Here is a 19222-nt window from a genome sequence, read left to right on the forward strand (position 1 = left end):
GCTCAAGCCAAGCCATCCTCCCTTGAACCCCCGATGGACGACGGATTATTGGCATGGCGAAGAGCGAAGCAGTCAAAGACCCCGCCACTAAAGGCAAACTCAAGCTGATCCTGCTGGCGGTAGTGGGCCTGTTGCTGGCGATCGGCCTTTCGGTGGGCGCTACCTGGTTCATCATGCACAAGAGCGAGCCGGCCCCGGCCGCCGATCCTGCAGCCAGCAACGTCAAGCCAGCGGCTATCTACGAAGCGCTGGCCCCGGCCTTCGTGGTCAACTTCAACCAGAACGGCCGCCAGCGCTACATGCAGGTGAGCATCACCCTGCAAGCGCGCAGCCAGGCTGACCTGGACGCCCTCAAGGTGCACATGCCGGTGATCCGCAACAACCTGGTGATGATGTTCTCCGGGCAAGGCTTCGACACCCTGGCCGGCAGCCCGGTGGGGCAGGAAATGCTGCGCCAGAAGGCCACCGCAGTGGTTCAGGAAGTGGCGCAGAAGGAAGTCGGCAAGCCGGTCGTCGACCAGTTGCTGTTCACCAATTTCGTATTGCAGTAGGAGTCCGCAATGGCCGTACAGGACCTGCTGTCCCAGGATGAAATCGATGCCCTGTTGCATGGCGTCGACGACGGGCTGGTGCAGACCGAGAGTGCATCCGAGCCTGGCAGCATCAAAAGCTACGACCTGACCAGTCAGGACCGTATCGTGCGGGGTCGCATGCCGACCCTGGAAATGATCAACGAGCGTTTCGCCCGTTACACCCGTATCAGCATGTTCAACCTGCTGCGCCGCTCCGCCGATGTGGCAGTGGGCGGCGTGCAGGTGATGAAGTTCGGCGAATACGTGCACTCGCTGTATGTGCCGACCAGCCTCAACCTGGTCAAGATCAAGCCGCTGCGCGGTACCTCGCTGTTCATCCTCGACGCCAAGCTGGTGTTCAAGCTGGTGGACAACTTCTTTGGCGGCGACGGCCGCCACGCCAAGATCGAAGGCCGCGAGTTCACCCCCACCGAGTTGCGCGTGGTGCGCATGGTGCTGGACCAGTGCTTCGTCGACCTCAAGGAAGCCTGGCAGGCAATCATGCCGGTCACCTTCGAGTACATGAACTCCGAGGTCAACCCGGCCATGGCCAACATTGTCGGCCCCAGCGAGGCGGTGGTGGTGTCCACCTTCCACATCGAGCTGGACGGCGGTGGCGGCGACCTGCACGTGACCATGCCGTACTCGATGATCGAGCCGGTGCGGGAAATGCTCGACGCCGGTTTCCAGTCGGACCTGGACGACCAGGACGAGCGCTGGGTCAAGGCCCTGCGCGAGGACGTGCTGGACGTGGCTGTGCCGCTGACCGCCACCGTAGCCCGGCGCCAGCTGAAGCTGCGCGACATCCTGCACATGCAGCCTGGCGACGTGATCCCGGTGGAGCTGCCCGAGCACCTGGTGCTGCGCGCCAACGGCGTGCCGTCGTTCAAGGCGCGCCTGGGTTCGCACAAGGGCAACCTGGCGCTGCAGATCATCGACCCGATCGAACGCCGCTGACGCGTGCCGGTCGCTCATAACGAATTGAATGCCTGTCGAGGAAACCATGGCTAACGAAAACGAGATCACCTCCGCAGAGGACCAGGCACTGGCCGATGAATGGGCTGCGGCACTGGAAGAAACCGGTGCAGCCGGCCAGGCCGATATCGATGCACTGCTGGGTGGTGACACCGGTAGCAGCACCGGCGGCGCGGGCCGCCTGCCGATGGAGGAGTTCGCCAGCTCGCCGAAGCCGAACGAAAACGTCAGCCTCGAAGGCCCTAACCTGGACGTGATCCTGGATATCCCGGTGAACATTTCCATGGAAGTGGGCAGTACCGAGATCAACATCCGCAACCTGCTGCAGCTCAACCAGGGCTCGGTGATCGAGCTCGACCGCCTGGCCGGCGAGCCGCTCGACGTGCTGGTCAACGGCACGCTGATTGCCCATGGCGAGGTGGTGGTGGTCAACGAGAAGTTCGGCATCCGCCTGACCGACGTGATCAGCCCCAGCGAACGTATCAAGAAGCTGCGCTGAGTGAAGGGCACGATGCGCGCCATCGCGGCGCTCGCCGCGCTGCTCGCCAGCCAGGCTTGCCTGGCCGCGGCCACACCGGTGGCAACCCCGGCAACCGCGCCTGGCAGCCTCGGTGGGCAGCTGGCGCAGATGGTCTTCGGCCTGCTGCTGGTGGTCGGCCTGATCTTCTTCCTGGCCTGGTTGCTGCGGCGCATGCAAAGCACGGCGGTGAAGGGCGGGCAGGTGATCGAGATCGTCGGCAGCCGGGCCATCGGCCCGCGTGACCGCCTGCTGCTGGTGCAGGTGGGCAAGGAGCAGATCCTGATCGGCCATACCCCTGGCAGCATCGAGGCCCTGCATGTGCTGGCCGAACCCGTGGAAGTGCCGGAAAACGCCCGCCAGGCGACGCCGGAGTTTGCCCAGCGGCTGATGGAGCTGATGGGCAAAGACCCTAAGGACAAGAAGTGATGAGTGGCGCGCTGCGTGTGTTGTTGACTCTGGCGCTGCTGCTGGCTGCGCCGCTGGCCCTGGGGGCCGACCCGCTGTCGATCCCAGCCATTACCCTGTCCAATACCGCGGACGGGCAGCAGGAGTATTCGGTCAGCCTGCAGATCCTGCTGATCATGACGGCGCTCAGCTTCATCCCGGCGTTCGTCATCCTGATGACCAGCTTCACCCGCATCATCATCGTGTTCTCGATCCTGCGTCAGGCCTTGGGCTTGCAGCAGACGCCGTCGAACCAGCTGCTGACGGGCATGGCACTGTTCCTGACCATGTTCATCATGGCGCCGGTGTTCGACCGGGTGAATCAGGACGCACTGCAGCCGTACCTGAAGGAGCAGATGACTGCCCAGCAGGCCATCGACAAGGCCCAGGGGCCGCTCAAGGACTTCATGCTGGCGCAAACCCGGCAAAGCGACCTCGACCTGTTCATGCGCCTGTCCAAGCGTACCGACATCGCCGGCCCGGACCAGGTGCCGCTGACGATCCTGGTGCCGGCGTTCGTCACCTCCGAGCTGAAGACTGCGTTCCAGATCGGTTTCATGATCTTCATCCCGTTCCTGATCATCGACATGGTGGTAGCCAGCGTGCTGATGGCCATGGGTATGATGATGCTGTCGCCGCTGATCATCTCGCTGCCGTTCAAGATCATGCTGTTCGTGCTGGTCGATGGCTGGGCGCTGATCATGGGCACCTTGGCCAGCAGTTTCGGCGGCGTCTGACGCCGTCAAGGAGAGCCGCCGATGACACCTGAAGTCGCTGTCGACCTGTTCCGTGATGCCTTGTGGCTGACCACCCTGATGGTCGCCATACTGGTTGTGCCCAGCCTGCTGGTGGGCCTGGTGGTTGCCATGTTCCAGGCCGCCACGCAGATCAACGAACAGACCCTGAGCTTCCTGCCACGCCTGCTGGTGATGCTGGTCACGCTGATCGTCGCCGGGCCGTGGCTGGTGCAGAAGTTCATGGAGTACATCACCAGTCTGTACACCAACATCCCGCAGCTGATCGGTTGACGCGCCGATGCTGGAGCTGACCGACACGCAGATCGGCACCTGGGTCGCCACCTTCATCCTGCCGTTGTTCAGGGTGACGGCAGTGTTGATGACCATGCCGATCTTTGGCACCCGCATGCTGCCGGCGCGGGTGCGTCTGTACGTGGCGGTGGCTATCACCGTGGTGATCGTCCCGGCCCTGCCGCCCTTGCCCGAGTTCGATCCGCTGAGCCTGCGCGGACTGCTGCTGTGTGCCGAGCAGGTCATCGTCGGGGCGTTGTTCGGGTTGTCGCTGCAGTTGTTGTTCCAGGCTTTCGTCATCGCTGGCCAGATCGTCGCGGTGCAGATGGGCATGGCCTTCGCATCGATGGTCGACCCGGCCAACGGCGTCAACGTTGCGGTGATCAGCCAGTTCATGACCATGCTGGTGAGCGTGCTGTTCCTGCTGATGAACGGCCATCTGGTGGCGTTCGAGGTGCTGACCGAAAGCTTCACCACCTTGCCGGTGGGCAATGCGCTGGTGGTCAATCAGTTCTGGGAGATGGCGGGGCGCCTGGGCTGGGTGTTCGGTGCCGGCCTGCTGCTGATCCTGCCGGCTATCGCCGCGCTGCTGGTGGTGAACATCGCCTTTGGCGTAATGACGCGTGCCGCGCCGCAGCTGAACATTTTCTCCATCGGTTTTCCGCTGACCCTGGTCATGGGCATGTTCATTTTCTGGGTCGGCCTGGCCGACATACTTTCCCATTACCAGGCATTGGCCAGCGAAGCGCTGCAATGGCTGCGTGATCTGGCAAGGGCGCGCTGAGCATGGCGGAAAGCGAAAGCGGTCAGGACAAGACAGAAGAACCCACCGACAAGCGCAAGCGCGATGCCCGCGAGAAAGGCGAGATCGCGCGTTCCAAGGAGCTGAACACGGTGGCGGTGACCTTGGCCGGCGCCGGTGGCCTGCTGGCGTTCGGCGGCCACCTGGCCGAGACACTGCTGGCGATCATGCGCATGAACTTCAGCCTGACCCGCGACTTCATCGTCGATGAGCGGGCCATGGGTGCCTTCCTGTTGGCCTCGGGCAAGATGGCCATCTGGGCGGTGCAGCCGATCTTGATCCTGTTGTTCGTGATTTCCTTTGTCGCGCCGATTGTCCTGGGCGGTTTCCTGTTTTCCGGCAGCCTGTTGCAGCCGAAATTCAGCCGCATGAATCCCTTGTCGGGGATCAAGCGCATGTTCTCGATGAACGCCCTGACCGAGCTATTGAAAGCACTCGCCAAGTTTTTCGTGATTCTGGTCGTTGCGGTAGTGGTGTTGGTCAATGACCGCCAGGCGCTGCTCGCCATCGCCAATGAGCCGTTGGAGCAGGCGATCATCCATAGCCTGCAGGTGGTGGGCTGGAGTGCGTTGTGGATGTCGGCCGGGCTGCTGTTGATTGCGGCGGCGGACGTGCCGTTCCAGCTGTGGCAGACGCACAACAAGCTGAAGATGACCAAGCAGGAAATCAAGGACGAGTACAAGGACAGCGAAGGCAAGCCCGAGGTCAAGCAGCGTATTCGCCAGCTGCAGCGTGAGGCCTCGCAGCGGCGCATGATGGCGGCTGTGCCCGAAGCCGACGTGATCATCACCAACCCGACGCATTATGCGGTGGCCTTGCAATACGACCCGGAGAAAGGCGGGGCGGCGCCGTTGCTGCTGGCCAAGGGGACGGATTTCATTGCCCTGAAGATTCGCGAGATCGGCGTGGAGCACAAGGTCCAGATCCTCGAGTCGCCGGCGTTGGCGCGGGCGATCTACTACTCCACCGAACTCGAGCAGGAAATCCCTGCCGGGCTTTACCTGGCGGTGGCGCAGGTGCTGGCCTATGTGTTCCAGATCCGCCAGTACCGGGCAGGCAAGGGCAAGCGGCCAGAGCCGCTGAAGGACGACCTGCCGATTCCGCCGGATCTGCGCCGCGACAGTTGACCTTGTGTCAGGGCGCCTGGCCCTTTCGCGGGTGAACCCGCTCCCACAGGTCCTCTGCGGGCCTTGAAGGCTGTGCGGTCCCTGTGGGAGCGGGCGTGCCCGCGAAGAGGCCGGAACAGGCAACATAAATCCCCCGTCGAGCAAAGTTGGAAGGCTTCTTGTCAAGCTGGCGCCAGGCGCCTGCGCCGCGACAGTTGACCTTGTGTCAGGGCGTCTGGCCCTTTCGCGGGCACGCCCGCTCCCACAGGGACCTCATGCTCCTCGAGGGCGACGCCGCACCTGTGGGAGCGGGTTCACCCGCGAAGAGGCCGGAACAGGCAACATAAATCCCCCGTCGAGCAAAGTTGGAAGGCTTCTTGCAAAGCCAGCGCCAGGCGCCTCCTGTGCGTCAAAGTTTTGCATCAAGAGGACTCGCGGTGGATCGCACTCAGTTAATCAGCAACGCCCGTAACAACCTGGCCGGGCTCGGCCGGGGCAACCTGGGTGTGCCGCTGTTGCTGCTGGTGATGTTGGCAATGATGATGTTGCCGATACCGCCGTTCCTGCTCGACGTGTTCTTCACTTTCAACATCGCCCTGTCGATCGTGGTCCTGCTGGTCTGCGTCTACGCCCTGCGCCCGCTCGACTTCGCCGCATTCCCCACCATCCTGCTGGTGGCCACGCTGTTGCGCCTGGCCCTGAACGTGGCTTCCACCCGGGTGGTGATGCTGCATGGCCAGGAGGGCCACGGCGCCGCCGGCAAGGTTATCCAGGCCTTCGGCGAGGTGGTGATCGGCGGTAACTACGTGGTCGGTGCCGTGGTGTTCGCCATCCTCATGATCATCAACTTCGTGGTGGTGACCAAGGGCGCGGGGCGTATCTCGGAAGTGAGCGCGCGTTTCACCCTCGACGCCATGCCCGGCAAGCAGATGGCCATCGACGCCGACCTCAACGCCGGCCTGATCGACCAGGCCCAGGCCAAGCACCGTCGTGCCGAAGTGGCGCAGGAAGCCGAGTTCTACGGTTCGATGGACGGTGCCAGCAAGTTCGTCCGCGGTGACGCCATTGCCGGCCTGCTGATCCTGTTCATCAACCTGATCGGCGGCATGCTGATCGGCATGCTGCAGCACGGCATGAGCTTTGGCGATGCCGGCAAGGTGTACGCCTTGCTGACCATCGGTGACGGTTTGGTGGCGCAATTGCCATCACTGTTGCTGTCCACCGCTGCCGCGATCATGGTTACCCGTGCTTCGGGCTCCGAGGACATGGGCAAGCTGATCAACCGGCAGATGTTCGATTCGCCCAAGGCCCTGGCGGTGTCCGCCGCGCTGATGATCGTCATGGGCCTGGTGCCGGGCATGCCGCACGTGGCCTTCCTAAGCCTCGGCCTGCTGGCCGGTGGTGGCGCCTACCTGGTATGGAAGAAGCAACAGAAGGCCAAGGCGCAGGCGCTGCAGGAGGCGCAACGCCAGCAGGACCTGCTGCCCTCGCCACAGCGTGCGCTGGAAACCAAGGAGCTGGGCTGGGACGACGTCACGCCGATCGACATGATTGGCCTGGAGGTCGGCTACCGGCTGATCCCGCTGGTCGATCGCAACCAGGGTGGCCAATTGCTGGCGCGGATCAAGGGCGTGCGCAAGAAGCTGTCGCAAGACCTGGGCTTCCTCATGCCCACCGTGCACATCCGCGACAACCTCGACCTGCAGCCCAGTGCGTATCGCCTGACCCTGATGGGGGTGATCCTGGCCGAAGCCGAGATCTACCCGGACCGCGAACTGGCAATCAACCCGGGGCAGGTGTTCGGCACCCTCAACGGCATTGCTGCGCGCGACCCGGCGTTTGGCCTTGAAGCCGTTTGGATCGATGTCGGCCAGCGCTCCCAGGCGCAGTCGCTGGGCTACACCGTGGTCGACGCCAGTACCGTGGTGGCCACCCACCTGAACCAGATCCTGCAGAAGCACTGCCACGAGCTGATCGGCCATGAAGAGGTCCAGCAACTGCTGCAGGTGTTGGCCAAGGCATCGCCTAAACTTGCAGAAGAGCTGGTGCCGGGTGTCATTTCCTTGTCGGGCCTGCTCAAGGTGCTGCAAGCGCTGTTGTCGGAACAGGTGCCAGTGCGCGATATTCGCAGTATCGCCGAGGCGATCGCGAACAACGCCGGCAAGAGTCAAGATACCGCCGCGCTGGTGGCGGCAGTGCGCGTCGGATTGTGTCGCGCCATCGTGCAAAGCATTGTCGGCGTTGAGTCGGAGCTGCCAGTGATTACCCTGGAGCCAAGGTTGGAACAGATTTTGCTCAATAGTCTGCAAAGGGCCGGGCAAGGTCAGGAAGACGGTGTTCTTCTGGAGCCGAGCATGGCCGAGAAGCTGCAGCGTTCGCTGATCGAGGCGGCCCAGCGCCAGGAAATGCAGGGCCAGCCGGCCATCCTCCTGGTTGCCGGCCCGATCCGCGCCATGCTGTCGCGTTTTGGTCGCCTGGCTGTACCGAATTTGCATGTTCTGGCGTATCAGGAAATACCGGACAACAAGCAAGTCACCATCGTTGCCACCGTGGGCCCTAACGGCTGAGGTAGGGGATAATGCAAGTTAAGCGATTTTTCGCCGCCGATATGCGTCAGGCCATGAAGCTGGTCCGTGATGAGCTGGGCGCCGATGCCGCCATCATCGGCAACCGTCGCATCGCCGGCGGTGTCGAGCTGACGGCCGCGCTGGACTACAAGCTGTCCGCCCTGGCCCCGCGTGTGCCCAACGCCGAACTGGAAGAAGAGCTGCGCAAGACCCATACGCGCATCGCCACTGCCCAGGCCGAGCTGGGCCACCGCCAGGACAGCAGCGACAATAACCGCCAATTGTTCGCCGGGCAGTCGCTGACCGCCGCCGAGCCGTTGATCGAACCGCATGTCGATGTTCCCGAGGCTGCTGCAGCGCCTGCGTCGGCGCCGGTCGACCCGCGCCTGTTCGATGCCATGCGCTCCGAGCTGTCGGGCCTGCGCGAGCTGCTGGAAGTGCAGCTCGGCTCGCTGGCCTGGAACCAGCTGCAGGGCAGCAAGCCGCAGCAGGCCACCGTCTGGCGCCGGTTGCAGCGCATCGGCCTGTCCGGGCCGATCGCCCGTGAGCTGCTGGACCTGACTGCCGAGATCGACGAGCCACGCCAGGCCTGGCGCATGTTGCTGGCGCACCTGGCGCGGATGATCGAAATCCCCGAGGTCGAGCCGATCGAAGAGGGCGGGGTGATCGCGATGGTCGGCCCGGCCGGCATGGGCAAGACCACTACCCTGGCCAAGCTGGCCGCCCGCTACGTGCTCAAGTACGGCGCGCAGAACCTGGCGCTGGTGAGCATGGACAGCTTCCGCATCGGCGCCCAGGAGCAGCTCAAGACCCTGGGTCGCATCCTCAACGTGCCGGTTACCTACGTCGACCCGGGCCAGTCGCTGGCCGCGGCGCTGGAGCCGCTGTTGCGCAAGCGGGTGGTGCTGATCGATACCGCCGGCCTGCAGGCCAGCGACCCGGCCCTGCGCATGCAACTGGACACCCTGGCCGGGCGTGGCATTGCCGCGAAGAACTACCTGGTGCTGGCCACCACCAGCCAGAAGCAGGTGCTGACCGCCGCCTACCACAGCTACAAGCGCTGCGGCCTGGCCGGTTGCATCCTGACCAAACTCGATGAAACGGCGAGCCTTGGCGACGTGCTGAGCCTTGCCATCAGTCATGATTTGCCAGTGGCCTACCTGACCGACGGGCCGCGCATTCCTGACGACCTGCACCTGCCACGGGGGCACCAGTTGGTCTCCCGCGCGGTCAATGTGCAGCAGCAGGACGAGCCCAGCGAAGAGGCCATGGCCGACATGTTCGCTGATCTCTATCACAACCCACGGCGAGCGGGTTGATGATGAAATGTGTGCAAGGTAGCTATGCCAAGGGGTACGCAGAATTGCCCTACGTGTGGCCTGAGTCCCAGCGAGACAAGGTAAAGAACAGACATGGGTAGCATGCATCCCGTACAGGTGATCGCCGTGACCGGTGGCAAAGGTGGCGTCGGCAAGACTAACGTTTCAGTGAACCTGTCCCTGGCGCTGGCCGAGCTTGGCCGCAGGGTCATGCTGCTCGACGCCGACCTGGGCCTGGCCAATGTCGATGTGCTGCTGGGCCTTACCCCCAAGCGGACCCTGGCCGATGTCATCGAAGGGCGCTGCGAGCTGCGCGACGTGATGTTGCAGGGCCCCGGTGGTGTGCGCATCGTGCCGGCTGCCTCGGGCACGCAGAGCATGGTGCACCTGGCCCCGGCCCAGCATGCCGGGCTGATCCAGGCGTTCAGCGAAATCGGCGACAACCTCGACGTGTTGGTGATCGACACCGCGGCCGGTATCGGTGATTCGGTGGTCAGCTTCGTCCGTGCCGCCCAGGAAGTGCTGCTGGTGGTATGCGACGAACCCACCTCGATCACCGATGCCTACGCCCTGATCAAGCTGCTCAACCGCGACTACGGCATGAACCGTTTCCGGGTGCTGGCCAACATGGCGCAGAGCCCGCAGGAAGGCCGCAACCTGTTCGCCAAGCTGACCAAGGTCACCGACCGCTTCCTTGACGTTGCCCTGCAGTACGTGGGCGCCGTGCCGTATGACGAGTGCGTGCGCAAGGCGGTGCAGAAGCAGCGTGCCGTGTACGAAGCCTTCCCACGCTCCAAATGCGCGCTGGCCTTCAAGGCGATTGCCCAGAAGGTCGATAGCTGGCCGCTGCCGGCCAACCCGCGCGGCCATCTGGAGTTCTTTGTCGAGCGTCTGGTGCAGCCCACCAGCGCGGGACCTGTGCTATGAACGCCAGCGGCTTCAAGATGTACAGCCGGGCGTCGAAAGACGCGCAGTACGAGCTGATCGAGCGCTACGCCCCGCTGGTCAAGCGCATCGCCTACCACCTGCTGGCGCGGCTGCCGGCCAACGTGCAGGTCGAGGACCTGATCCAGGCCGGCATGATCGGCCTGCTGGAAGTGGCCAACAAGTACGACGCCAGCAAGGGCGCCAGCTTCGAAACCTACGCCGGCATCCGCATTCGCGGGGCCATGCTGGACGAAGTGCGCAAGGGCGACTGGGCACCGCGTTCGGTGCACCGCAACACCCGCATGGTAAGCGACGCGATGCGTGCGGTTGAAGCCAGAACCGGCCGTGACGCTAAAGATCATGAAGTTGCTGCCGAACTCCAATTGAGTCTCGATGATTACTACGGGATCTTGAACGATACCCTGGGCAGCCGCCTGTTCAGCTTCGACGACCTGTTGCAGGACGGCGAGCACGAAGGGCTGCATGAGGATGGCGCCAGTGGCCAGGTAGAACCTGCGCGTGGCCTGGAGGACGAGCGCTTCCAGGCCGCCCTGACCGAGGCCATCGCCAACCTGCCGGAGCGTGAGCGCCTGGTGCTGGCGCTGTACTACGACGAAGAGCTGAACCTCAAGGAAATCGGTGAGGTGCTGGGGGTCAGCGAGTCGCGGGTCAGCCAGTTGCACAGCCAGTGTGCCGCGCGCCTGCGCAGCCGCCTGGGGGAATGGCGGGCGCGTTGAGCCCGCTGTCGTTGCAGTCGTTTTCTACGTTGTACCGAATTGTGAATGCGCGCTCGGGGCCGAGCGCGTTTGAGACTGCTTGGAGGTCTACTTGAACAAAGACATGAAAATCCTCATCGTTGACGACTTTTCGACGATGCGGCGGATCATCAAGAACCTGTTGCGTGACCTGGGCTTCACCAACACCGAAGAAGCCGACGACGGCACCACGGCGCTGCCGATGCTGGAGAACGGCCACTACGACTTCCTGGTGACCGACTGGAACATGCCCGGCATGTCCGGCATCGACCTGCTGCGCAAGGTGCGTGCCCACGATCGCCTGAAATCCATGCCGGTGCTGATGGTGACCGCCGAAGCCAAGCGCGACCAGATCATCGAAGCGGCCCAGGCCGGCGTCAATGGCTACGTGGTCAAGCCGTTCACCGCCCAGGTGCTCAAAGAAAAGATCGAGAAGATCTTCGAACGCGTCAACGGTTGAGTCACGTCAGGGGGCGCGCCATGGATTCATCACAAACGTCTTTGGGCGAGTTCGAATCGACCCTGAAGAAGCATGCCCAGGAGCTGGTCGAAAGCCTGGAGCGGGGCCGTTTCGGCGAGGCGGTGCAGCTGATTCACGAGTTGAACCAGACCCGCGACCGCGGCCTGTACCAGGAAGTCGGCAAGCTGACCCGCGAGCTGCACAGTGCCATCGTCAGTTTCCAGATCGACCCGACCATGCCGCAGGCCGAGGAGGTGTCGCAGATAACCGACGCCACCGAGCGCCTGTCGTACGTGGTCAGGCTCACCGAGGGCGCGGCCAACCGCACCATGGACCTGGTCGAGGAAAGCACCCCGGTGCTCAACGACCTGGCCAGCGAGGCCCAGGCCCTGAGCACCGACTGGCAGCGTTTCATGCGCCGCGAAGTAGCTGCGCCGGAGTTCCGTGACCTGGTCAAGCGCGTCGACAGTTTCCTGACGCACAGCGCCGAAGGTAACCGCAAGGTCGCCGGCCACCTCAACGACATTCTGCTGGCCCAGGACTATCAGGACCTGACCGGCCAGGTGATCAAGCGCGTCACCACGTTGGTCACCGAGGTAGAAAGCAACCTGCTCAAACTGGTGTTGATGGCCAGCCAGGTCGACCGCTTTGCGGGCATCCAGCATGACCACGATCAACTGCGCGCAGAAAAAGATCGAGAAAAACATCCGACTCGGGGTGAAGGTCCGCAGATTCATGCCGATAAGCGTGAAGACGTCGTGTCCGGTCAGGACGATGTCGATGATTTGCTGTCCAGCCTGGGTTTTTAAGGAGCACGTTTGATGAGCTTCGGCGCCGATGAAGAAATCCTCCAGGATTTCCTGGTAGAAGCCGGCGAAATTCTTGAGCAACTGTCCGAGCAACTGGTCGAGCTGGAAAGCCGGCCCGACGATGCCGACCTGCTCAATGCGATCTTTCGCGGTTTCCACACTGTAAAAGGGGGCGCCGGCTTCCTTCAGCTGAACGAGCTGGTGGAGTGCTGCCATATCGCCGAGAACGTGTTCGACGTCCTGCGCAAAGGTGAGCGCCGGGTCGACGCGGAACTGATGGATGTGGTGCTCGAGGCACTGGACACGGTCAACAGCATGTTTGGCCAGGTGCGCGAGCGCACCGAAGTGACCGCGGCCACCCCCGAGCTGCTGGCGGCGCTGTCGCGCCTGGCCGAGCCGGGTGGCGCCGAAGCCGTTGAAGTGCCTGCCGCTGCGGCACCGGTTGCCGAAGCGCCTGCCGAGGAGCAGGACATCACCGACAGCGAGTTCGAGCAGCTGCTCGATTCGCTCGATGCGGTCAAGGCACAAGCTGCGGCCGACGAGCAGATGCAGGGCGAGACCGTCAGCGGTGAAGGTGACGAAATCAGCGACGCCGAGTTCGAGTCGCTGCTCGACCAGTTGCACGGCAAAGGCCAGTTCAGTGCCGAGGTTGCCGCGCAGCCGGTTGCCAGCGCGCCGGAAGCGGCCAGCGACGAAATTACCGACGCCGAGTTCGAATCGCTGCTGGACCAGTTGCATGGCAAGGGCACCTTCCAGGCCGATGCCTTGCCCGCTGCCAAGGCGCAGACGCAGGCCGCAACCGATACCAGCGCAGCCAGCGACGAAATCAGCGAGCACGAGTTCGAGGCGCTGCTGGACCAGTTGCACGGCAAGGGCAAGTTCGGTGGCGACGTTGCCGCCGTCGAAGCCCCGGCTGCGGCCAAGGTGCAAGCGCCGGTCGCGGCCAAGGCCGACAGCCAGCCCGTGGCCAAGCCAGCCGCAGTTGCTGCGCCGGCACCGGCACCTGCCAGCAAACCTGCCGCAGCACCCCGCGCCCCGGCGCCGGCTGCCGAGAAGCATGGCGCCAGCGAAGCGGAAACCACCGTGCGGGTCGATACCGCGCGCCTGGACGAGATCATGAACATGGTCGGCGAACTGGTGCTGGTGCGTAACCGCCTGGTGCGCCTGGGCCTGAACAGCGGCGACGAGGCCATGTCCAAGGCCGTGTCCAACCTCGACGTGGTCACCGCCGACCTGCAGACCGCGGTGATGAAAACCCGCATGCAGCCGATCAAGAAAGTCTTCGGCCGCTTCCCGCGCCTGGTGCGCGACCTGGCCCGCCAGCTCAAGAAAGAGATCAACCTGGAGCTGGTCGGCGAAGAGACCGACCTCGACAAGAACCTGGTCGAGGCCCTGGCCGACCCGTTGGTGCACCTGGTGCGCAACGCCGTCGACCATGGCGTGGAAATGCCCGAAGAGCGTGAAGCCTCCGGCAAGGCGCGCACCGGCCGCGTGGTGTTGTCGGCCGAGCAGGAAGGCGACCACATCCTGCTGTCGATCTCTGACGACGGCAAGGGCATGGACCCCAACATCCTGCGCGCCAAGGCCGTGGAAAAGGGCCTGATGGACAAGGATGCCGCCGATCGCCTGAGCGAGTCGGACTGCTACAACCTGATCTTCGCCCCGGGCTTCTCGACCAAGACCGAGATTTCCGACGTGTCCGGCCGCGGTGTGGGCATGGACGTGGTGAAGACCAAGATCTCCCAGCTCAACGGCTCGATCAACATCTTCTCGGCCAAGGGCCAGGGCTCGAAGATCGTCATCAAGGTGCCGCTGACCCTGGCGATCATGCCAACCCTGATGGTGATGCTGGGCAACCAGGCGTTCGCCTTCCCGCTGGTCAACGTCAACGAGATCTTCCACCTCGACCTGTCGCGCACCAATGTGGTCGACGGCCAGGAAGTGGTGATCGTGCGCGACAAGGCGCTGCCGCTGTTCTACCTCAAGCGCTGGCTGGTCCAGGGCCAGGTGCACGAAGAGCAGCACGAGGGCCACGTGGTGATCCTGTCGGTCGGCACCCAGCGCATCGGCTTTGTCGTCGATCAACTGGTTGGCCAGGAAGAAGTGGTAATCAAGCCGCTGGGCAAGATGCTGCAGGGCACCCCGGGCATGTCCGGGGCCACCATCACCGGCGACGGTCGCATCGCGTTGATTCTCGACGTCCCGAGCATGCTCAAGCGTTACGCCGCGCGGCGTATTTGATTTCGGTGGCGCACCCTGGCGGGTTGCGCCGCCTAATGGAGTGTTTATGGCAGTCAAGGTCCTGGTGGTGGATGATTCCGGTTTCTTCCGCCGCCGCGTCTCGGAAATCCTCTCGGCGGATCCGACGATCCAGGTAGTGGGTACCGCGACCAATGGCAAGGAAGCAATCGACCAGGCGCTGGCGCTGAAGCCCGATGTCATCACCATGGACTACGAAATGCCCATGATGGACGGCATCACCGCGGTGCGGCACATCATGCAGCGCTGCCCGACGCCGGTGTTGATGTTCTCGTCGCTTACCCATGAAGGCGCCCGTGTCACCCTCGATGCGCTGGATGCCGGTGCGGTGGATTACCTGCCGAAGAACTTCGAGGACATCTCGCGCAACCCAGACAAGGTCAAGCAACTGCTGTGCGAGAAGGTGCATACCATTTCCCGCAGCAACCGCCGTTTTGGCAGCTACGCCAGCCATGCGCCGGTTGCCGCACCTGCGCCGGCAGGCAGCAGCCACGCACCCACCAGCAGTTTCGCCAGCCCGGCAGCGGCGCGCACGCCTGCGCCTGCCCGTGCGGCGGCCCCGGCTGCGGCGCCAGCACACTCGCCGGCACCCAAGCGCAAGCCTTACAAGCTGGTGGCCATCGGCACCTCCACGGGCGGCCCGGTCGCCCTGCAGCGGGTGCTGACCCAGTTGCCAGCCAACTTCCCGGCGCCGATCGTGCTGATCCAGCACATGCCGGCGGCGTTCACCAAGGCCTTTGCCGAGCGCCTGGACAAGCTGTGCCGCATCAGCGTCAAGGAAGCCGAGGACGGCGACATGCTGCGCCCGGGCCTGGCCCTGCTGGCCCCGGGTGGCAAGCAGATGATGATCGACGGCCGTGGCACGGTGAAGATCCTGCCCGGTGACGAGCGCCTGAACTACAAGCCGTGCGTGGACATCACCTTCGGCTCGGCGGCCAAGTCGTATGGCGACAAGGTGCTGTCGGTGGTGCTTACCGGCATGGGCGCCGATGGCCGTGAAGGTGCGCGCCTGCTCAAGCAGGGCGGCAGTACGGTGTGGGCCCAGGATGAAGCCAGCTGCGTGATCTATGGCATGCCCATGGCCATCGTCAAGGCCAACCTGGCCGACGCGGTGTACAGCCTGGACGAAATCGGCAAGCACCTGGTGGAGGCGTGCGTCTGATGGACGTGCTCAGCCTGATCGGCCTGATCCTCGCCTTTGTCGCCATCGTCGGTGGCAACTTCCTCGAAGGCGGTCATGTCGGCGCCCTGATCAATGGCCCGGCGGCACTGATCGTGCTGGGCGGCACGCTGGCGGCTGCCTTGCTGCAATCGCCGCTGTCGTCGTTCAAGCGTGCCTTGCAGATTCTGCGCTGGATCCTGTTTCCGCCACGGGTCGACCTGGCGGGCGGGATCGACCGCGTCGTCAACTGGAGCCTGACCGCGCGCAAGGAAGGCCTGCTGGGCCTGGAAGGGGTGGCCGACAGCGAGCCTGACCCGTATGCGCGCAAGGGCCTGCAACTGCTGGTGGATGGCGCAGAGCCGGAGGCCATCCGCAGCATCCTCGAAGTCGATTTCCTGACCCAGGAAAGCCGTGATATCCAGGCCGCCAAGGTGTTCGAAAGCATGGGTGGCTACGCGCCGACCATCGGCATCATCGGTGCGGTGATGGGCCTGATCCACGTGATGGGCAACCTGGCCGACCCGTCGCAGCTGGGCAACGGCATTGCCGTGGCCTTCGTCGCGACCATCTACGGCGTGGCCAGCGCCAACCTGGTGCTGCTGCCGATCGCCAACAAGCTCAAGGCCATCGTCATGCGCCAGTCGCGCTACCGCGAGATGCTGCTCGAGGGCCTGCTGTCGATTGCCGAGGGTGAGAACCCGCGCTCGATCGAGCTGAAGCTGCAAGGCTTCATGGAGTAACTCATGCGTCGCCGTCGTCATACCGAGGAACACGAAAACCACGAACGCTGGCTGGTGTCGTACGCCGATTTCATCACCTTGCTGTTCGCCTTTTTCGTGGTGATGTACTCGATTTCCTCGATCAACGAGGGCAAGTACAAGGTCATTTCCCAGGCCTTGCTCGGGGTGTTCAACGACCCCGAGCGCAGCATGAAGCCGATCCCCATCGGTGAAGAGCGGCCGCTGAGCGTGCGCCCGGCCGAGCCGTTGGTGAAGGACAGCGAGCAGACCGATGCAGGCCTTGGGGCGACCAGTGTCGACCCGCTGAAAACCATCAGCGATGATGTGCGGGATGCCTTTGGCGACCTGATCAATAGCGACCAGATGACGGTGCGCGGCAATGAGCTGTGGATCGAGATCGAGCTCAATTCCTCGTTGCTGTTCGGCAGTGGCGATGCCATGCCCAGCGACAAGGCATTTGCCATCATCGAGAAGGTGGCCGGCATTCTCAAGCCGTTCGCCAACCCGGTGCACGTCGAAGGCTTTACCGACAACCTGCCGATCCGTACCGCGCAGTACCCGACCAACTGGGAGCTGTCATCGGCGCGGGCGGCGAGCATCGTGCGCCTGCTGGCCATGGAAGGGGTAAACCCGGCACGCATGGCCTCGGTCGGCTATGGCGAGTACCAGCCGGTGGCCAGCAACGACACTGCCGAAGGCCGTGCGCGCAACCGCCGCGTGGTGCTGGTGATTTCGCGCAACCTCGAAGTGCGCCGCAGCCTGACGGGCTCGGGCAGTGCCAATGCCACGCCGGATGCCGCATTGCGCCGGGCTGGCACACAAAGTGCACCGGCTACGCCAGCAACGGTGGCGGGGCAGTGATCCGTCAATTCCCCGACGTTGCCACGAACACAAATTTGAATGCAGTACTGTCCCCTGTGGGAGCGGGCGAGCCCGCGAATCAGGCGATGCGGTGAATGGCACCGGCTGCGCCGGTGTTCGCGGGCGCGCCCGCTCCCACAGGGATCGCGCCAGCTTTCCGATGTTGCAAGACAGTTGCCCCAGCAGTGTCCCTGCCAAATCAATAGATAGAGTTTGCTTGATGAGAGTCTGGGCAGTAGCCAATCAAAAAGGTGGCGTCGGCAAGACCACCACTACCATCGCCCTGGCCGGCCTGCTGGCCGAGGCCGGCAAGCGCGTGGTCGTTGTCGACCTCGACCCGCACGGCTCGATGACCAGCTATTTCGGGCACAACCCCGATGCCCTGGAGCACAGCTGCTACGACCTGTTCCTGCACAAGGGCGCGGTGCCCGAGGGCCTGCCCGGGCAACTGCTGCTGCCCACCAGTGACGAACGCATCTCGCTGTTGCCGTCGAGTACCGCGCTGGCGGTGCTGGAGCGCCAGTCACCGGGGCAGAACGGCCTGGGCCTGGTGATCGCCAAGAGTCTGGCGCAGCTGTGGCAGGATTTCGACTTTGCCCTGATCGACAGCCCACCCTTGCTCGGTGTGCTGATGGTCAATGCCCTGGCAGCCAGCCAGCAGCTGGTGATCCCGGTGCAAACCGAGTTCCTCGCGGTCAAGGGCCTGGAGCGCATGGTCGGTACCCTGGCCATGGTCAACCGCTCGCGCAAGCAAGCGCTGCCGTACCAGATCGTGCCGACCTTGTTCGACCGCCGCACCCAGGCCTCGCTGGCCACGCTCAAGCTGCTGCGTGACACCTACGACCAGCATGTATGGCAGGGCTACATCCCGGTGGATACGCGCCTGCGCGATGCCAGCCGCAAGGGCGTCACGCCCTCGCAATTCGACAGCAAGAGCCGCGGGCTGATTGCCTATCGGGCGCTGCTCAAGCACCTGCTGACCTACAAGACTGCAGCGCAGGTGGCCTGATGACCCAGACCCGGCAAACCAATACCCGGCCACAGATGGCCCTGCAGTCATACCTCGACGGCCTGTTGCAGGAGGCCACCGAAGCCGAAGACCTGTTCGAGGCGCCAGCGGCGGCGGACGAGTTCGCCGAAGCGGTGCGCGAAGAGCAGGCGCGTGATGCCTTGCAGCAAGCCAGGCCGGCGTCAGCCGAAGCGACCGTCAGCCCCGCACCACGGCCGTTCGCCGAGCCCAGGCTGGCGGTGCTGCCCCGCGTGATGCCGGTGGAAGCACCGGTGGTGACGGTGGTCGAGCGCGAAGTGGTGGCCGAAGCCAGCATCCCGGTGCTGGTCGAAGAGCAAACCGTGGAACCGGCAGTGCCGCTGGTGGATGTGCACCTGCCGGCGCCGCAGGTGCCCGTGCCCCCGGCCACGGTCGATGGTCGCCCGGCCTGGGCCGCCGAGCCGTTCGAATGCCTGCTGTTCGACGTGGCCGGCCTGACCCTGGCGGTGCCGCTGGTGTGCCTGGGTTCGATCTACACCCTGGCTGGCCAGGAACTGACACCGCTGTTCGGCCAGCCCGACTGGTTCCTCGGCATCCTGACCTGCCAGGCCGGCAACCTGAAGGTGCTGGATACCGCGCGTTGGGTGATGCCCGACCGCTACCGCGATGATTTTCGCCAGGGCCTGCAATACGTGATTTCCGTGCAGGGCTACGAATGGGGGCTGGCCGTGCACCAGGTCAGCCGCTCGCTGCGCCTGGACCCGTCCGAGATCAAGTGGCGCAGCCAGCGTGGCCAGCGCCCGTGGCTGGCCGGCACGGTGATTGAACACATGTGTGCACTGCTCGACGTCGCCGCACTGGCCGAGCTGATCGCCAGCGGTGCGGTCAAGCAGATGCACGCCAAACAGAAATGACACCGAATACACCG

20 protein-coding genes are annotated in these 19222 nt (G+C 64.1%); all 20 read left to right on the top strand.

Features of this window, described 5'->3' with window-relative positions:
* Nucleotides 1-53: 53 nt before the first annotated feature.
* Nucleotides 54-551 (top strand): flagellar basal body-associated protein FliL, encoded by a 498-nt coding sequence (gene fliL, locus CAG00_RS07825; protein ID WP_025340078.1) that lies wholly within the window; start codon nt 54-56, stop codon nt 549-551.
* 9 nt (nt 552-560) lie between these two features.
* Nucleotides 561-1529 carry a flagellar motor switch protein FliM gene (gene fliM, locus CAG00_RS07830; RefSeq protein ID WP_013973595.1) on the top strand — a complete coding sequence of 323 codons (969 nt, stop codon included), beginning with the start codon at nt 561-563 and terminating at the stop codon, nt 1527-1529.
* 46 nt (nt 1530-1575) lie between these two features.
* A complete protein-coding gene (gene fliN / locus CAG00_RS07835) occupies nt 1576-2046 on the top strand; it encodes a flagellar motor switch protein FliN (protein ID WP_003257291.1) in 471 nt (156 codons plus the stop codon).
* Nucleotides 2047-2058: 12 nt separating this feature from the next.
* A complete protein-coding gene (gene fliO / locus CAG00_RS07840) occupies nt 2059-2493 on the top strand; it encodes a flagellar biosynthetic protein FliO (RefSeq protein WP_085664062.1) in 435 nt (144 codons plus the stop codon).
* On the top strand, nt 2493-3248 hold the full coding sequence (gene fliP / locus CAG00_RS07845) for a flagellar type III secretion system pore protein FliP (RefSeq protein ID WP_003257293.1): 756 nt from the start codon (nt 2493-2495) through the stop codon (nt 3246-3248). The genes fliO and fliP overlap by 1 nt, the downstream gene beginning before the upstream one ends.
* 21 nt (nt 3249-3269) lie before the next feature.
* Nucleotides 3270-3539 (top strand): flagellar biosynthesis protein FliQ, encoded by a 270-nt coding sequence (fliQ, locus tag CAG00_RS07850; protein WP_075045922.1) that lies wholly within the window; start codon nt 3270-3272, stop codon nt 3537-3539.
* A 7-nt stretch (nt 3540-3546) separates the two neighbouring features.
* Complete coding sequence (gene fliR / locus CAG00_RS07855; RefSeq protein ID WP_085589009.1) at nt 3547-4323, top strand: flagellar biosynthetic protein FliR; 777 nt, start codon at nt 3547-3549, stop codon at nt 4321-4323.
* Between the two features lie 2 nt (nt 4324-4325).
* Nucleotides 4326-5468, top strand: coding sequence for a flagellar biosynthesis protein FlhB (gene flhB, locus CAG00_RS07860; protein ID WP_015271208.1), 1143 nt, complete (start codon nt 4326-4328; stop codon nt 5466-5468).
* Between the two features lie 416 nt (nt 5469-5884).
* On the top strand, nt 5885-8014 hold the full coding sequence (gene flhA / locus CAG00_RS07865) for a flagellar biosynthesis protein FlhA (protein WP_025340073.1): 2130 nt from the start codon (nt 5885-5887) through the stop codon (nt 8012-8014).
* Between the two features lie 11 nt (nt 8015-8025).
* Nucleotides 8026-9333 (top strand): flagellar biosynthesis protein FlhF, encoded by a 1308-nt coding sequence (flhF, locus tag CAG00_RS07870; RefSeq protein ID WP_085589005.1) that lies wholly within the window; start codon nt 8026-8028, stop codon nt 9331-9333.
* A 93-nt stretch (nt 9334-9426) separates the two neighbouring features.
* Nucleotides 9427-10260 carry a flagellar synthesis regulator FleN gene (fleN, locus tag CAG00_RS07875; protein ID WP_003254408.1) on the top strand — a complete coding sequence of 278 codons (834 nt, stop codon included), beginning with the start codon at nt 9427-9429 and terminating at the stop codon, nt 10258-10260.
* Nucleotides 10257-10997 (top strand): RNA polymerase sigma factor FliA, encoded by a 741-nt coding sequence (gene fliA, locus CAG00_RS07880; RefSeq protein ID WP_046614576.1) that lies wholly within the window; start codon nt 10257-10259, stop codon nt 10995-10997. Before fleN ends, fliA begins: the two co-directional genes overlap by 4 nt.
* Nucleotides 10998-11100: 103 nt before the next feature.
* Complete coding sequence (locus tag CAG00_RS07885) at nt 11101-11475, top strand: chemotaxis response regulator CheY (protein ID WP_075045918.1); 375 nt, start codon at nt 11101-11103, stop codon at nt 11473-11475.
* A gap of 20 nt (nt 11476-11495) precedes the next feature.
* Nucleotides 11496-12284 (top strand): protein phosphatase CheZ, encoded by a 789-nt coding sequence (locus tag CAG00_RS07890; RefSeq protein WP_015271204.1) that lies wholly within the window; start codon nt 11496-11498, stop codon nt 12282-12284.
* Nucleotides 12285-12296: 12 nt separating this feature from the next.
* Complete coding sequence (locus CAG00_RS07895; protein WP_085663990.1) at nt 12297-14525, top strand: chemotaxis protein CheA; 2229 nt, start codon at nt 12297-12299, stop codon at nt 14523-14525.
* 46 nt (nt 14526-14571) lie between these two features.
* Nucleotides 14572-15705, top strand: a complete 1134-nt coding sequence (locus CAG00_RS07900) for a chemotaxis response regulator protein-glutamate methylesterase (protein WP_075045916.1) — start codon at nt 14572-14574, stop codon at nt 15703-15705.
* The gene (locus tag CAG00_RS07905; RefSeq protein WP_085614522.1) at nt 15705-16445 is read left to right on the top strand and encodes a flagellar motor protein; all 741 of its coding nucleotides are present in this window, start codon (nt 15705-15707) and stop codon (nt 16443-16445) included. Before CAG00_RS07900 ends, CAG00_RS07905 begins: the two co-directional genes overlap by 1 nt.
* 3 nt (nt 16446-16448) lie before the next feature.
* Nucleotides 16449-17306, top strand: a complete 858-nt coding sequence (motD, locus tag CAG00_RS07910) for a flagellar motor protein MotD (protein WP_075045915.1) — start codon at nt 16449-16451, stop codon at nt 17304-17306.
* 220 nt (nt 17307-17526) lie between these two features.
* Nucleotides 17527-18315, top strand: coding sequence for a ParA family protein (locus CAG00_RS07915; RefSeq protein ID WP_025340066.1), 789 nt, complete (start codon nt 17527-17529; stop codon nt 18313-18315).
* Complete coding sequence (locus tag CAG00_RS07920) at nt 18315-19208, top strand: CheW domain-containing protein (protein ID WP_025340065.1); 894 nt, start codon at nt 18315-18317, stop codon at nt 19206-19208. The genes CAG00_RS07915 and CAG00_RS07920 overlap by 1 nt, the downstream gene beginning before the upstream one ends.
* Nucleotides 19209-19222: the final 14 nt, after the last annotated feature.

This window comes from Pseudomonas sp. B5(2017), from assembly GCF_002112825.1.
GTDB lineage: Bacteria > Pseudomonadota > Gammaproteobacteria > Pseudomonadales > Pseudomonadaceae > Aquipseudomonas > Aquipseudomonas putida_Z.

Coding starts and splice junctions, on each gene's coding strand:
- fliL (WP_025340078.1), top strand. CDS start 54: ATGGCGAAGAGCGAAGCAGTCAAAGACCCCGCCACTAAAGGCAAACTC.
- fliM (WP_013973595.1), top strand. CDS start 561: ATGGCCGTACAGGACCTGCTGTCCCAGGATGAAATCGATGCCCTGTTG.
- fliN (WP_003257291.1), top strand. CDS start 1,576: ATGGCTAACGAAAACGAGATCACCTCCGCAGAGGACCAGGCACTGGCC.
- fliO (WP_085664062.1), top strand. CDS start 2,059: ATGCGCGCCATCGCGGCGCTCGCCGCGCTGCTCGCCAGCCAGGCTTGC.
- fliP (WP_003257293.1), top strand. CDS start 2,493: ATGAGTGGCGCGCTGCGTGTGTTGTTGACTCTGGCGCTGCTGCTGGCT.
- fliQ (WP_075045922.1), top strand. CDS start 3,270: ATGACACCTGAAGTCGCTGTCGACCTGTTCCGTGATGCCTTGTGGCTG.
- fliR (WP_085589009.1), top strand. CDS start 3,547: ATGCTGGAGCTGACCGACACGCAGATCGGCACCTGGGTCGCCACCTTC.
- flhB (WP_015271208.1), top strand. CDS start 4,326: ATGGCGGAAAGCGAAAGCGGTCAGGACAAGACAGAAGAACCCACCGAC.
- flhF (WP_085589005.1), top strand. CDS start 8,026: ATGCAAGTTAAGCGATTTTTCGCCGCCGATATGCGTCAGGCCATGAAG.
- fleN (WP_003254408.1), top strand. CDS start 9,427: ATGGGTAGCATGCATCCCGTACAGGTGATCGCCGTGACCGGTGGCAAA.
- fliA (WP_046614576.1), top strand. CDS start 10,257: ATGAACGCCAGCGGCTTCAAGATGTACAGCCGGGCGTCGAAAGACGCG.
- CAG00_RS07885 (WP_075045918.1), top strand. CDS start 11,101: ATGAAAATCCTCATCGTTGACGACTTTTCGACGATGCGGCGGATCATC.
- CAG00_RS07890 (WP_015271204.1), top strand. CDS start 11,496: ATGGATTCATCACAAACGTCTTTGGGCGAGTTCGAATCGACCCTGAAG.
- CAG00_RS07895 (WP_085663990.1), top strand. CDS start 12,297: ATGAGCTTCGGCGCCGATGAAGAAATCCTCCAGGATTTCCTGGTAGAA.
- CAG00_RS07900 (WP_075045916.1), top strand. CDS start 14,572: ATGGCAGTCAAGGTCCTGGTGGTGGATGATTCCGGTTTCTTCCGCCGC.
- CAG00_RS07905 (WP_085614522.1), top strand. CDS start 15,705: ATGGACGTGCTCAGCCTGATCGGCCTGATCCTCGCCTTTGTCGCCATC.
- motD (WP_075045915.1), top strand. CDS start 16,449: ATGCGTCGCCGTCGTCATACCGAGGAACACGAAAACCACGAACGCTGG.
- CAG00_RS07915 (WP_025340066.1), top strand. CDS start 17,527: ATGAGAGTCTGGGCAGTAGCCAATCAAAAAGGTGGCGTCGGCAAGACC.
- CAG00_RS07920 (WP_025340065.1), top strand. CDS start 18,315: ATGACCCAGACCCGGCAAACCAATACCCGGCCACAGATGGCCCTGCAG.